The 13,268-nt window shown below is 66.8% G+C and carries 12 protein-coding genes; 9 read left to right on the top strand and 3 right to left on the bottom strand.

The genetic code is table 11. From position 1 onward, the window contains the following. Positions 1–456: DUF1254 domain-containing protein (locus tag G4D85_RS26835; protein ID WP_164016851.1), on the bottom strand; the 456-nt coding region annotated here is incomplete at its 3' end. A gap of 119 nt (positions 457–575) precedes the next feature. Beyond that, on the bottom strand, positions 576–1,919 hold the full coding sequence (locus G4D85_RS26840) for a DUF1254 domain-containing protein (RefSeq protein ID WP_164016852.1): 1,344 nt from the start codon (positions 1,917–1,919) through the stop codon (positions 576–578). A 439-nt stretch (positions 1,920–2,358) separates the two neighbouring features. Here G4D85_RS26840 and G4D85_RS26845 point away from each other — a divergent pair, with 439 nt between their 5' ends. From G4D85_RS26845 to G4D85_RS26860, 4 genes are all read left to right on the top strand, one after another. Beyond that, positions 2,359–4,293 (top strand): sensor histidine kinase, encoded by a 1,935-nt coding sequence (locus tag G4D85_RS26845; RefSeq protein ID WP_164016853.1) that lies wholly within the window; start codon positions 2,359–2,361, stop codon positions 4,291–4,293. Then, a complete protein-coding gene (locus G4D85_RS26850) occupies positions 4,290–4,904 on the top strand; it encodes a response regulator transcription factor (RefSeq protein WP_164016854.1) in 615 nt (204 codons plus the stop codon). The genes G4D85_RS26845 and G4D85_RS26850 overlap by 4 nt, the downstream gene beginning before the upstream one ends. A gap of 113 nt (positions 4,905–5,017) precedes the next feature. Next, positions 5,018–5,239 carry a hypothetical protein gene (locus G4D85_RS26855; protein ID WP_164016855.1) on the top strand — a complete coding sequence of 74 codons (222 nt, stop codon included), beginning with the start codon at positions 5,018–5,020 and terminating at the stop codon, positions 5,237–5,239. Between the two features lie 184 nt (positions 5,240–5,423). Next, positions 5,424–5,687 (top strand): hypothetical protein, encoded by a 264-nt coding sequence (locus tag G4D85_RS26860; RefSeq protein ID WP_164016856.1) that lies wholly within the window; start codon positions 5,424–5,426, stop codon positions 5,685–5,687. An 8-nt stretch (positions 5,688–5,695) separates the two neighbouring features. Here G4D85_RS26860 and G4D85_RS26865 read toward each other — a convergent pair whose 3' ends face one another. After that, positions 5,696–6,091, bottom strand: a complete 396-nt coding sequence (locus G4D85_RS26865; protein ID WP_164016857.1) for a DUF6188 family protein — start codon at positions 6,089–6,091, stop codon at positions 5,696–5,698. Positions 6,092–6,170: 79 nt separating this feature from the next. Between G4D85_RS26865 and G4D85_RS26870 the strand changes: the two genes are divergently transcribed. The 5 genes from G4D85_RS26870 (at position 6,171) to G4D85_RS26890 (ending at position 13,252) form a co-directional block, all read left to right on the top strand. Then, positions 6,171–6,548 (top strand): Tox-REase-5 domain-containing protein, encoded by a 378-nt coding sequence (locus G4D85_RS26870; protein ID WP_164016858.1) that lies wholly within the window; start codon positions 6,171–6,173, stop codon positions 6,546–6,548. A 13-nt stretch (positions 6,549–6,561) separates the two neighbouring features. Next, positions 6,562–7,278 carry an Imm52 family immunity protein gene (locus G4D85_RS50585; RefSeq protein ID WP_164016859.1) on the top strand — a complete coding sequence of 239 codons (717 nt, stop codon included), beginning with the start codon at positions 6,562–6,564 and terminating at the stop codon, positions 7,276–7,278. Between the two features lie 338 nt (positions 7,279–7,616). Next, positions 7,617–9,902 carry an SF1B family DNA helicase RecD2 gene (gene recD2 / locus G4D85_RS26880; protein WP_164016860.1) on the top strand — a complete coding sequence of 762 codons (2,286 nt, stop codon included), beginning with the start codon at positions 7,617–7,619 and terminating at the stop codon, positions 9,900–9,902. Positions 9,903–10,095: 193 nt separating this feature from the next. Further along, the gene (locus G4D85_RS26885) at positions 10,096–11,700 is read left to right on the top strand and encodes a xylulokinase (protein WP_205525722.1); all 1,605 of its coding nucleotides are present in this window, start codon (positions 10,096–10,098) and stop codon (positions 11,698–11,700) included. Between the two features lie 22 nt (positions 11,701–11,722). Next, entirely contained in the window at positions 11,723–13,252 is a 1,530-nt protein-coding gene (locus G4D85_RS26890; protein ID WP_164016861.1) for a pyridoxal phosphate-dependent decarboxylase family protein, read from the top strand. Positions 13,253–13,268 lie beyond the last annotated feature (16 nt).

Raw genomic sequence — 13,268 nt, forward strand, 5'->3', positions numbered from 1 at the left:
GGCGAAATGGCTCTCGCTATAGGAGATGCCATCGAACCTGGACCTGTCCGCGCCCTCCCACGAAGGCCCCGCCAGCAGGAAGCTGCCGCCGTCGTTCCCGGTAGCCCGGGTGCCGATATAGCTGAAGTTGAAGGTGTAGAGATCGATCAACTGGAACGAGAAGTAGCGATCCTCCGGCGTCATGGGCGGAACGGTGAGCACCAGAGGCCCTGCCCTGAGATCGGCACAGATGAACGAGTAGGGGGTGTCGGAGTTCGGCGTCACGACGGCCGTGTCCTCCGGGGTGGCTACCCTGGGTACATTGCAGATCTGGTTGAACGGGGCCTTGTAGTTCGGATTCTCTGTATCAATGGAGTAGGCGTAGAGCGTGTTGTAATTCTCTGAGAGAGGCCATCCATACAGGTAGGCATCCTTGACAATGGCACGCGCTTCTTCGGGGGTGGCTGTGATAGGCATTATTTCCTCAAGTGGGGGTGAAACGTCCGCTGCCATAGGCAGGGGGGACCTCGCGTCCTCGGGATGCACAAGGGGCATCCAGGCCGGGCACATGTCACCGAGCCTCAGTGGAGCGGGACCTATCTCGCCGAGGTGTCCACTCGCCGCACCGGGGGAGGGGTCCACTCGCCGTCGAGTGCGCTCCGCTCCGGGACGTAGAGCCGCATGCCCATGTAGAACGCTCCATCAGGGGTTGGCAGCCAGTTCGGTTGCAACCCCTCGTTCGGAGCTTCTTTCTGGATGTAGAACGTGATTGAGTCGTCCTCCCCCCGCACGAACGAGTCCAGCATCGGCGAGTTCACCAGATAGCGATTGATGGGGTTGTCGACGAGCAGCTGGGTCTTGGCGTCATACATGGTGACGGACCAGAACGCCTTGGCCGGCGGGAGCTCGGTCAGGGTGAGCGTGTATTGACTTGTCGAGGCGTCGAGTTTCTGCTCGTTCGCATCCACGCTGTAAACCGGGTAGAGCGCTTCCTCCTTGGAGTTTCCGTAGATGCCGAGCTTCGCCCCCGCGAAGCGGTACAGGTAGTTGTTGTTGAGGAAGTCCCTCGTGCCGAAGAAATCGCTGGTCTTCAGCTCGCCCGCGTCCACTTGTGCATTGATCGCTTCGAATGCCTGCCAGGCATCGGCGATGCCTCCTTCAAAGGCCGCCAGCATTTCGGGGCTCAGGTCGTTCACATCGAACGGCAGGCCGGCGCCAACGCCGATCCGAGCGAACCGCTCCATCAAGCCCACCTCGGTGGGATTGGTGGGACAGAATTGGAGCATGAAATTGATGTTGCCGAACACCGCGGGTGTCTTGCCCGGGGCTCCGACGAGGGGGGCCGGCCACTTGATGGAGGGGGGGGAGGGCGGCGGCGGGGTGCCGAGAAACTGGCTCAGGGGCTGGACCTTGTACTGATTCTGGATTGCCTCGACGTTTGGCAGGTCGTTTGGATTGAAGAGCTGCGTGCGGACGGCCACGAAGGCGAAATGGCTCTCGCTATAGGAGATGCCATCGAACCTGGACCTGTCCGCGCCCTCCCACGAAGGCCCCGCCAGCAGGAAGCTGCCGCCGTCGTTCCCGGTAGCCCGGGTGCCGATATAGCTGAAGTTGAAGGTGTAGAGATCGATCAACTGGAACGAGAAGTAGCGATCCTCCGGCGTCATGGGCGGAGCGGTGAGCACCAGAGGCTCTGCCCTGAGATCGGCCCAGATGAACGAGTAGGGGGTGTCGGAGTTCGGCGACACGATGGCCGTGTCCTCCGGGGTGAATACCCTGGGTACATTGCAGATCTGGTTGAACGGGGCCTTGTAGTTCGGATTCTCCGTATCAATGGAGTAGGCGAAGAGTGTGTTGTAATTCTCTGAGAGAGGCCATCCATACAGGTAGGCATCCTTGACAATGGCACGCGCCTCTTCGGGGGTGGCTGTGATAGGCATTATTTCCTCAGGTTTGCATTTCGTGACGCCTGCTTGACAGGGAGAGGCTCCCCACTCTCTATGCCGAAGTATCAGGAAGTGGATATGGGACCTTGTACCTATACGGCGGGCGGCTCAGTCCTGGTCCAGCCGGTCCACGAGCCGCACCAGCTCCGCGACCGAGCCCACTCCCAACTTCTGAACTTCTGAACGACACGACCGCGGTGCACTTTGACGGTCTTCTCACTGGTGCCGAGCGCATAAGACGGATAGGGGCTGTGTTGAGGGTGGTGGGCTGGTGCAGAAGGGCCGAGGAGGGCTGATGCCGGGTGCCCCCGGGCTGTGCGCCGGGCCGGTGGGGAGGCCGTGCAGCCCCCTGGAGGCACACGCCGGCCCATGCGGCCCAAGCCGGGCGTCGGGGGGGAGTGGTGGGGTGCCCTCCCCTCACCAAGGAGACGCCATGTCCCAGACTGCGTTGAAGTTCCTGCTGCCGTGCCTGCTGCTCACCACCACCACGTTCGCCGCGGGCTCGGCCGATGTGGTGGCCCAAGAGGCGCGTCCAGCCGGAAAGTCCGTGCTCCTGCTCGTCCCCGAGGACACGGCGCTTCCCGCCATGGCGATGCTCGTCTCCAGTCTCCGCTCCTCCCTGTGGGAGTCCTGGGGCGGCCCGGTCACCGTGGATGTCGAGAGCCTGGATCTGGGCTGGGCCAGCGGGTCTGAATACAAACGAGCACTGCGTTCCTGGTATCGGGTCAAGTACCGCGAGCGTCGGCCGGATGCACTCGTCACCTTCCGCACCGACGCCATCCGCGTGAGCCTGGAGCTGCGCCAGGAGCTGTGGCCGGATATTCCCGTGGTCGCCCTCTCCGAGGAGAAGTGGCTGTGGGAGCAGTCACCTCGCCCGGAGCGAGTGGTGGGCCAGTGGCTGCATTACAACATGCTGGCCACGGCGGAGCTGGCCCTGCAGCTGATGCCCGGCACGCGGAGGCTGGCGCTCGTCAACGGCTCCAGCTCCTGGGAGCAAGCGCAGCAGAAACAGTTCCTGCAAGAGCTGCAGCCCCTGCTGGCGCGGCGGGGGTTGGAGCTCATCGACCTGAGCGGCCTTCCGCTGGCTGAGATGCTCGAGCGCGTGGGGACCCTGCCGGCCGATACCGCCGTGCTCACGTTCACCTTCATGTCTGATTCCACCGGGAGGCCCTTCGTGCCGCGCGAGGTCGCGCGCATGCTGCTGGCCGCCAGCAACCGGCCGTGCTTCACCGTCCACGATACCGTCTTGGGCATGGGCTTCGTCGGCGGAGTGCTCATCAACTATGAGGCCGTCGGCCGACAATTGGGCATGCTCACCGCCCGCATGTTGCGCGGAGAGCAGGTTGGCTTCAGCACGCCCTTGGAGCCGGCGCCCGTGGACAGCGTGACTGTCGACGCCCGCGCGCTGCAGCGCTGGGGCATTGCCCGCGACAAAGTGCCTCCGGGGGTGCGGATCGCCTTCGAAGAGCCGTCCTTCTGGGAGCGCTATCGCTGGTATGTCCTGGGCGCCCTCACCATCATCGCCTTGCAGGCGCTGATGACCGGGGTGCTTGTGGTGGAGCGCCGCCGCCGCATTCGCGCCCAGGCGGAGCTCAACGAGCGCCACCGCTTGGAGAAGCTCTCGGAGCTGGAGGCGCGCCGCACCCTGGAACAGCTGGCCCACGTCGGCCGGGTGGCGGCCCTGGGCGAAATGGCCGCCTCGCTGGCCCACGAGCTCAACCAGCCCCTGGCCGCGATCCTCACCAACGCTCAGGCCGCGCGCCGCCTGCTGGATGCCACCCCAGCGGAGCTGGGCGAGGTGCGAGAAGCCCTCGGGGACATCATCTCCGACGACAAGCGGGCGGGCGAGGTCATCCGCCGCATGCGCACGCTGCTCAAGAAGGGGGAGCCCCAGTATGAGTTCCACTCCCTGAACGAGCTGGTCCGCGAGATGGCACGCATGGTGGTCAATGACATGCTGCTGCGCGGCGCGGACCTGCATCTGGTGCTGACCCCGTCTCTGCCCGCCGTGCGGGGGGATGGCATCCAGCTCCAGCAGGTGGTGCTCAACCTGCTCGTCAATGCCCTGGATGCCATGGCCGATGTCCCCGCGGGCCAGCGCCAGGTCTGGGTGCGCACCACCTCCACGGGCCAGGAGCAGGTGGAGCTGAGCGTGCAGGACTCGGGAGGAGGCATCGAGCCGTCGCGGCTGCCCCTCATCTTCGAGCCCTTCTACTCCACCAAGGAGCAAGGGCTGGGGATGGGGCTGTCCATCAGCCGCTCCATCGTCGAGGCGCACGGCGGCCAGCTCCAAGCCGAGAGCCCCCCTGGGCAAGGGGCTCTGTTACGGTGCCTCCTTCCTGCTGCCACCTCGGGTTTGCCGTCATGACTCACGCCCCCGCCACCATCTTCCTCGTGGACGATGACGACTCCATGCTGCGGGGCCTGGGGCGGCTCCTCAAGGCCGCTGGCTATGCCACCCGGCCCTTCGCCTCGCCCTCGAAGTTCCTCGCACAGCTCCCCGGCGACACGCCGGGTTGCGCCGTGTTGGACCTGCGCATGCCAGGGCTGAACGGGCTGGAGCTGCAGCAGGCCATGGCGCGAAGCGACTGCCACCTGCCTGTCATCTTCATCTCTGGCCACGGGGACGTCCCTGCCAGCGTCAAGGCCATGAAGTCCGGAGCCGTGGACTTCCTCCTGAAGCCCTTTGATGAGCAACAATTGCTCGACGCCATCACCCAAGCCCTGGCGAAGGATGCGGCCGCCCGCGCCGCCCGCGCCGAGGCAAACTCTCTGCGGACCCGTCATGCCGCCCTCACCCCCCGGGAGCGCGAGGTGTGCGCTCTAGTGTCCCAGGGCCTGCCCAACAAGCTCATCGCAGAGCAGCTCGGCACCAGTGAGAAGACCGTCAAAGTGCACCGCGGCCGTGTCATTCACAAGTTGGGAGTGGGCTCGGTCGCGGAGCTGGTACGGCTCGTGGACCGGCTGGCTCAGGACTGAGCCGCCTGCCCAGGGCGCGCTCCCATCAGGTGCGTGGCAGGGGCCTGGGCCTGTTGCTGATCTCGCCTCTTCTGGTCGGACATGACCAGGCGCACGGCAGGTGGAGGCGCGGCATGAGCAGGGACAGGCAGACGGCGACGGTGCGGGTGCGCGTGATGGTGGAGGTGACGCTCAACGCCAGATGGGGGAGCGACTGCACCATCGGGCAGGTCCACGACCAGGGAACCAGAGAGGCCGTGGCGCACGTCCAGGGCCGGCTCGCGACTGCCACTGGTGTCCGCGTCCTGGAGGCGACTGCTTGCGACATGGTGGTCCGCTCGGAGGACAAGCCGTGACGTGCATTGCTGGGGCGGTGCACGGTGGCCGCATCTACATCGGCGGAGACAGCGCGGGCGTAGGCGGGTACGACCTCACCGTCCGGCGAGACGTGAAGGTGTTCCGCAACGGGCCCTTCGTCCTCGGCTTCACCAGCAGCTTCCGCCTGGGCCAGCTCCTGGCGCATGCCTTCGCCCGCCTCCGGTGCCGAAGAAGCGCGGGGCGCTGGAGCGGTACATGGTGGTGGACTTCGTGGACTCGCTGCGCGCCACGCTGAAGGAGCGCGGCTGGGCCCGGAACACGCAGGTGAATAACCAGGAGGAGGGCGGACACTTCCTCGTGGGCTTTGCCGGGCGGCTCCTCCACGTCGAGGCAGACTTCCAGGTGGGCGAGGCCCGGGACGGCTTCGACGCGGTGGGGTGCGGCTCCGAGGCCGCTCGGGGCGCCCTGTTCGCGACGTCGCACTGATGGACGCCCTACCAAACAAGGCGTCCCACCCCACCATGAACGACGAGGCCATCGTCGTTCATGAAGTGCCAGTTCTCGTAAGGACCATCTGGCACGACGAGTTCACGCCCATCCTCGAATCGCACGCTCAGCGCGCCGTGCCTGCTGGCGAAGGCTGAGAGGATGGGAACACAAAGGAATGCCTCAAGGACGTTGAGGGCGCCAGGCTCTCGTGGGGAGAACACGTCCGCGACGCCGGACACCTTGACATGAAACTCTCCGTGAATGTCCAAGGTGCTCTGCTTCGGGTCATCGAACCGGAGTCGGGGAAGCCCCTCGGAGAGAACTTCGACGATGTGGCAGTGCTCGACTGGAACGCGGAAGTGCTTGCCTGCACGTTCGAGCTGACGGGCTTGTGGGGACATAGCGCCACAGCCTATCCGCATCTAACCCCCTGCAGTGCGTGTTCCGGGGCAAGCCCAGTGGGGACCGGCGAAGGAGTCGATGTCCCCGCGTGCGCGTCGCTACCAGGAACAGATCACAGGACACTCAGCGGACGCTGCATACTGGGTCGGCGGTGTGGGCAAGAACAGCGGAGGCGTGAAGTTCGACGGGTTCAAGGACGGCGTGCTACTGGAAGCCAAGGGGCAGGGCTATGCCAACAAGTTCCTGGACGACCTCACGCCCAAAATCTGGTTCGAGAAGTCGGGGGCAAAGGCCCTCATTGAACAAGCGCAGAGACAGATCAGGGCCGCCAAGCACACGGGCGCAAAAATCCGGTGGCATGTAGCCGAGAGCAAGACGGCGGAGGCGATCAAGGAGTTGTTCAAGGGAAGAGGCATCCTTGAGATTGACGTCGTATTCACCCCTCCGCTGCCGTAAGGAGCCTTGGAGAATGAACGAGAAATATTATGCGGGTGCTTATTGGGGCGCGCGAAGGGAGTCCCCGGAGGAATGCGCCCGGCGCTTGGAGATTCTCCTGGTGAGCCTCCCCGCCGTCGATTCATCCTTTGCTCGATGGTTCCGGCCGGGCAAGTCGCGCAAAGATGCACTGACGCGACCCATCGAGCCTATGCGCGCTGAGTTGGAGAAACTCGTTCGCCGAGGCAAGGACCGCGTATTTGAAGACCTTGGGTTTCGGCTCAGCGCATGGAATGGTGTGGGTGACGACTACGATGCTAGTGGGTTCGACCTTACGTGCGGCGGCTACACAGATGCAGTGAACAACTTTTGTTTTTTCCAACTGCCCGGGCGCGGGCCAAACGCGGACCGGGTCGTGACTGCTCCCGTTCTAAGCGGGCTCGTAAAGAGCATGGCGATGGCTTGGGAGCCGGATTGCGCTGTTGCGACTTCCTCAGCTCATCGGGACTTGGTGTCGGAAAGTCCCAAGCCAGGAACGTTCGTAGGCTGGGTCATGTACCTGTCAGCCCGGCGCGGTACGGTGCCACCGCTCCCCGGTCCCGTGCGCATCGAGCCAATCGAGGACAAGGGGACTCTCATCGTCCTGACCCCCGAGCGCTTCACGGCAGCCAACCCGGAGCATGTGGCGCTAGCCGAGCGCGTGGGTGAGCTGCTGGCCCGGGCCGGACTCATGCAGCCCGTCACGCCCTGACCCGCCGTCCGTTCAGCGCGGCGCTGGCGGGGCCGCATGTGTCCTCGGTGTGCCCTCCAGCGGGGTTGGAGGGGAACATGAGGGAACGGGGTGGGACGGGGCGGGTGGAAGAACCTGAGGAGAAGCAAGGCGATAGTGGGTAGCAGCGCGTCCTGCTTGGGGTTTGCTATCGCCCTGCCCACGGATTCAAGTCCCGTACTCCTCGCCGATAGACGGGCCAGGAATCGAGAGGGTCGCTTGGGTCGGTGCGGCCTGGAGGGCAGGCAGGCGGCCACTCGGGCGGGGCCCGGTCTACGTCGCCGCTGCAGTGGCCGGGCACCCTGATAGCTTCAAGGGCCATGTCCGCCTCCCGTCCTCCCCCGGTCTACGCCGCCGATGCTGGTGGCGCCCTTCCCGCCGCGCGGGACGGGGCTCCGGGGCCTCGCGAGGCCAACGCCCCTTCGCGTCCTACCACCACCCTGGAGGGGAGCCTCGAGCGCATCACCTTCACCAACGAGGAGGCCGCCTGGAGCGTGGTGCGCGTGGTGGTCCACGGCCGAAAGGACCCCATCACCGCGGTGGGCAATCTCCTCGGCGCCCAGCCGGGCGAGTCCCTGCGCCTCACCGGCTGGTGGGTGCAGGACCGGAAGTACGGAGAGCAGTTCCGCGTCGACTCCTTCGCGACGGTGAAGCCGGCGACGCTGGTGGGCATCGAGAAGTACCTTGGCAGCGGGCTGGTGAAGGGCGTGGGCCCGGCGATGGCCAAACGCCTGGTGGCGCACTTCGGCCTGGAGACGCTGGAAGTCATCGACTCGAAGCCCGAGCGGCTGGCGGAGGTGAAGGGCTTCGGGGAGAAGCGCCGCAAGCTCCTGTGCGAGACGTGGGCCGAGCAGCGAGACATCCGTCAGGTGATGGTCTTCCTGCAGTCCCACGAGGTGCCGGCCAGCTTCGCGGTGAAGGTCTACAAGCAGTACGGCGCCCAATCCATCGAGGTGGTGCAGAACAACCCGTACCGGCTCGCCATCGATGTGTATGGCATCGGCTTTCGCACCGCCGACCGCATCGCCCAGTCGCTCGGCGTGCCCTCCCACTCGCCCAAGCGCGCCGAGGCGGGGGTGTTGCAGGTGCTCCGCGAGTTCTCCGAGGACGGCCACCTCTACGCGCCGCGCGACAAGCTCACCGCGCGGACGGTGGAGATGCTGGAGGTGACGCCCGAACTCGTGGAGGCGGCCATCACCCGGCTCGCCGCCGCCGAGTACCTCGCCGTGGAGGGGGCCAGCGCCCTCGCCCAGCCCCGCCCCGAGGACGCCTGCGAGGCGGTGTACCTGAAGGCCCTGCATGTCTCGGAGGTGGGCGTCGCCAACCTCCTCAAGGCGCTCGCCGCCTGGCCCGGACGGCCCCTGGAAGTGGACGTCGAGCGGGCCATGGCCTGGTTCGAGGGCCGCCAGGGCATCTCGCTCGCCCCCGAGCAGAAGGAGGCGGTGCGCCAGGCGATGGTGGCCAAGGTGCTGGTCATCACCGGCGGTCCGGGCACCGGGAAGACGACGCTGGTCAATGCCATCCTCTCCATCCTGGAGAAGAAGGGCCGCAAGCTCCTGCTCTCGGCGCCCACCGGGCGTGCGGCCAAGCGGATGGGGGAGGCGACAGGGCGCGAGGCGGAGACCATCCACCGGCTGCTCGAGTACAACCCCCGCACCCACGGCTTCCTGAGAGACCGCAACAACCCGCTCGACGCGGACATGCTGGTGCTCGACGAGGTGTCCATGGTGGACACCGTGCTGATGCTCAATGTGCTCAAGGCGCTGCCGCCCCACTGCCAGCTGCTGCTCGTAGGGGACGTGGACCAGCTGCCGAGCGTGGGGCCGGGCAGCGTGCTCCAGGACATCATCGCCTCCGGACACGTGCCGGTGGTGCGGCTGAAGCACATCTTCCGCCAGGCGCAGGCGAGCCTCATCATCACCAACGCCCACCGCATCAACCAGGGAGAGCTGCCCCAGGTGCCCCCGGCGGACGCGCTGGCCGACTTCTACTTCGTGGAGAAGGAGGAGCCCGAGGCCATCCTCGCGGCCCTGAAGACGCTGGTGAAGGAGCGGATTCCCCGCCGCTTCGGGTTCCACCCGGTGGACGAGGTGCAGGTGCTCGTCCCGATGAACCGGGGCCTCATCGGTACCTCGAACCTCAACGCCGTGCTGCAGGAGCACCTGAATCCCTCGGGAGAGGATCTTGCCCGCGGCAGCCGTACGTTCCGGGTGGGCGACAAGGTGATGCAGGTGCGCAACAACTACGAGCTCGGCGTCTTCAACGGGGACATCGGACGGGTGGAGGCCATCGACAAGGAGGAGCAGTCGCTGGTGGTGCTCTACGACGGACGGCCGGTGGCGTACTCCTGGTCGGACCTGGACGAGCTGGTGCTGGCCTACGCCACGAGCGTGCACAAGTCGCAGGGCAGCGAGTACCCGTGCGTGGTGCTGCCCCTGCACACGCAGCACTACATGCTCCTGCAGCGCAACCTGCTCTACACCGGCGTGACGCGCGGGAAGAAGCTGGTGGTGCTGGTGGGAAGCAAGAAGGCGCTGGGGCTCGCGGTGCGCAACGGGGACACCCAGAAGCGCTTCACGCGGCTCGCCGCGCGGCTGAGGGACTGACGCCGGCCGCCCCGAGCGCCTGTCCCAGCAAGCTGGCTGCTCGCCTGCGGTAGGGCGGGGCGCGCGGGACGGCCCTGCCGGGTTCAGAAAGAAAACCTTCCCCGGTAACCGGGTGGCGGGTTCTGTTACTACCTCCCTAGAGTCGGCGGCGCCGCTCGTCCGACGACTCCTGACCCGCAGCAGGGAGGGCCGTGTGTCCCACGCTGGTGACAAGTCCATCCTGGCCATCGACCTCGGCACGTCGGCCGTGAAGCTCGCCGTGGTCAGCGTGCGAGGGAGAATCCTCGGCGGCGAGGTGGAGCCGCTGGAGCTGTCCCTGCTTCCCGACGGCGGCGCCGAGCAGGACCCCGAGGCGTGGTGGCGCGCCATCGTCCGGGGCACGCGGCGGCTGCTGGAGTCCGGGAGCGTCCGCGCGGACGACATCCTCGGCGTCAACTGCAGCTCCCAGTGGTCCGGCACCGTGGCCGTGGACGCGGCGGGCAAGCCCCTGTGTCCCGCCCTCATCTGGATGGACTCGCGCGGCGCGGCCCTGGTGCGGCGCGCGGCCAACGGCTTCATTCCGATTGAGGGCTACGGCCTCCGCCGCCTGCTCACCTGGATTCGCCTGACCGGCGGGGTGCCCAGCCTGTCCGGCAAGGACCCGGTGGGCCACATCCTGTACCTCCAGAGCGCGCACCCCGACATCTACCGGAACACCTACAAGTTCCTGGAGCCCAAGGACTGGCTCAACCTGCGGCTGAGCGGCCGCTTCGCCGCCTCGTACGACTCCATCACCCTGCACTGGGTGACGGACAACCGCGCGTTGAGCCGCGTCGTCTATGACGAGCGCCTGCTGGAGATGACGGGCCTGGAGCGAGAGAAGCTGCCGGACCTGGTGCCCGCCGCCACGGTGCTCGGCCCGCTGCAGCCGGAGGCCGCGCGGGCGCTGGGACTGCGCGAGGACGTACAGGTGGTGACGGGCGCTCCGGACATCCTCGCCGCCGCCGTGGGCTCGGGCGCGGTGAGAGATTACGAGCCGCACCTGTGCGTGGGCACGTCGTCGTGGCTGAGCTGCCACGTGCCCTACAAGAAGACGGACCTCTTCCACCAGATGGCCTCCGTGCCCTCCGCGCTGCCGGGGCGCTACCTGCTGGCCAACGAGCAGGAGTCCGCGGGCATCTGCCTCACCTTCCTCAAGGACAACATCCTCTACGGCCGCGACACGACGCCCGGAGCCCCCGTGGCGGAGGACGACTCGGCGGAGGTCTACAAGCTGATGGAGCGCCAGGCCGGGAGCGTCCCCGCCGGCAGCGACCAGCTCATCTTCATGCCGTGGCTCAACGGCGAGCGCAGCCCCGTGGACGACAAGTCGCTGCGCGGTGGCTTCTTCAACCAGTCCCTCAAGACGACGCGAGCCCACATGGTGCGCGCGGTGATGGAGGGCGTGGCCTACAACTCGCGCTGGCTGTTCACCTACGTGGAGCAGTTCGTGGGCCGCCGGCTGGACTCGCTGCGCATCATCGGCGGCGGCGCGCGCTCTCCGCTGTGGTGCCAGATTCACGCGGACGTGCTGGGCCGCACCATTCAGCAGGTGGACGAGCCCGTGCTGGCCAACGCCCGGGGCGCCGCGTTCCAGGCGGCGGTGGCGCTGGGGCAGCTCACGGTGGAGGAGATTCCCTCCCTCGTCTCCATCGCCCATACCTATGAACCGGACCCGAAGAACCGGGCCCTCTACGACGAGCTGTTCCGCGAGTTCGTCAATCTCTACAAGGCCAACAAGGCCATCTTCGCCCGCCTCAACCGCGCGCGGAGCGCCTGACGGCACGGAAAGGACCCTTCCCATGGCACTGCCCGACCTGAAGTCGTTGAGGCTGCTGAACCACGTGCCCCCCCGGCTGCTGTCCGCGGCCGAGCGCTACCTCAAGGCCGTGCCGAAGGTGCGCGAGCTGCTGTCGAAGGAGACGGACTCGCTCCTGTCCGAGCTGGAGGGAGACCTCAAGCCTTACCGGGGGAAGATGCCCGCGTATGACCACCTGCCGGCGACGGGGCGTGAGCGCGGGGAGGTGCTGAAGGAGTTGCAGGCGCTGCAGGCCCAGGAGGAGTCGCGCTGGCGCGAGGGCAAGGTGTCCGGGGCCGTGTACAACGGGGACGAGGGGCACATCGACTTCCTCAACCACGTCTACTCGCTCCATTCGCAGAGCAACCCGCTGCACGCCGACCTGTGGCCCAGCGCCACCAAGTTCGAGGCCGAAGTCATCGCCATGACGGCGAGCATGCTCGGCGCCGACGCCGCCAACTCGGGGAAGCCGGCCCAGGAGCACATCTGCGGCTCCATGTCGTCCGGTGGCACCGAGAGCATCATGCTCGCCATCAAGACGTACCGGGATTGGGCGCGCGAGAAGAAGGGCATCACGAAGCCGGAGATGGTGGCGCCGGCCAGCGCCCACCCGGCCTTCGACAAGGCGGCGCACTACTTCGGCGTGAAGATGGTGCGCGTGCCCGTGGGGCCGGACTACCGCGCGGACCTGGCTGCGACGAAGAAGGCCGTCAACCGCAACACCATCGTCATCATCGGCTCCGCGCCGGGCTTTCCCCATGGCGTCATCGACCCCATCGCCGAGCTGTCCGAGCTGGCGCGCCGCAAGGGCGTCGGCTTCCACACGGATGCGTGCCTGGGCGGCTTCGTGCTGCCGTTCGCCCGGAAGCTCCATTACGAGGTGCCGCCCTTCGACTTCCGGCTGCCGGGCGTGACGTCCATCTCCGTGGACACGCACAAGTTTGGCTACGCCGCGAAGGGTTCGTCCGTCGTCCTGTACCGGGGGACGGAACTGCGCTCGCACCAGTACTTCACCGCCACGGACTGGCCGGGTGGCATCTACTTCTCGCCCACGTTCTCCGGCAGCCGGCCGGGTGCGCTCATCGCCACGGCGTGGGCGGCGCTGGTGAGCATGGGCGAGCAGGGCTACCTGGAGGCCACCCGCCGCATCCTGGAGACGGCCTCCGCCATCAAGCAGGGCATCCGCGCCATCCCCGAGCTGTACGTGCTGGGCGACCCGCTGTTCGTCATCGCCTTCGGCTCGGACGAGGTGGACGTGTTCAAGGTGATGGAGCGGATGAGCGAGCGCGGGTGGAGCCTCAACGGGCTGCACAAGCCCGCCGCGGTCCACCTGTGCGTCACGCTGCGGCACGCACAGCCGGGCGTGGTGGAGCGGTTCGTGGAGGACCTGCGCGCCGCCGTGGAGCAGGTGAAGCTGAACCCCGGCGAGAAGGGGACGATGGCGCCCGTCTATGGCATGGCGGCCAGCGTCCCCTTCCGTGGGCTCGTGAGCGACATGCTCAAGAAGTACATGGACCTGCTCTACAAGGTGTGAGGCCGTAGGCCGGCTC

This window comes from Pyxidicoccus trucidator (assembly GCF_010894435.1).
Taxonomy (GTDB): domain Bacteria; phylum Myxococcota; class Myxococcia; order Myxococcales; family Myxococcaceae; genus Myxococcus; species Myxococcus trucidator.

Excerpts from the sequence above, each read along its gene's own strand:
- G4D85_RS26840 (WP_164016852.1), bottom strand. The coding sequence starts at position 1,919 with ATGCCTATCACAGCCACCCCCGAAGAGGCGCGTGCCATTGTCAAGGAT.
- G4D85_RS26865 (WP_164016857.1), bottom strand. The coding sequence starts at position 6,091 with ATGTCCCCACAAGCCCGTCAGCTCGAACGTGCAGGCAAGCACTTCCGC.
- G4D85_RS26870 (WP_164016858.1), top strand. The coding sequence starts at position 6,171 with ATGTCCCCGCGTGCGCGTCGCTACCAGGAACAGATCACAGGACACTCA.
- G4D85_RS50585 (WP_164016859.1), top strand. The coding sequence starts at position 6,562 with ATGAACGAGAAATATTATGCGGGTGCTTATTGGGGCGCGCGAAGGGAG.
- recD2 (WP_164016860.1), top strand. The coding sequence starts at position 7,617 with ATGTCCGCCTCCCGTCCTCCCCCGGTCTACGCCGCCGATGCTGGTGGC.
- G4D85_RS26855 (WP_164016855.1), top strand. The coding sequence starts at position 5,018 with ATGAGCAGGGACAGGCAGACGGCGACGGTGCGGGTGCGCGTGATGGTG.
- G4D85_RS26850 (WP_164016854.1), top strand. The coding sequence starts at position 4,290 with ATGACTCACGCCCCCGCCACCATCTTCCTCGTGGACGATGACGACTCC.
- G4D85_RS26845 (WP_164016853.1), top strand. The coding sequence starts at position 2,359 with ATGTCCCAGACTGCGTTGAAGTTCCTGCTGCCGTGCCTGCTGCTCACC.
- G4D85_RS26890 (WP_164016861.1), top strand. The coding sequence starts at position 11,723 with ATGGCACTGCCCGACCTGAAGTCGTTGAGGCTGCTGAACCACGTGCCC.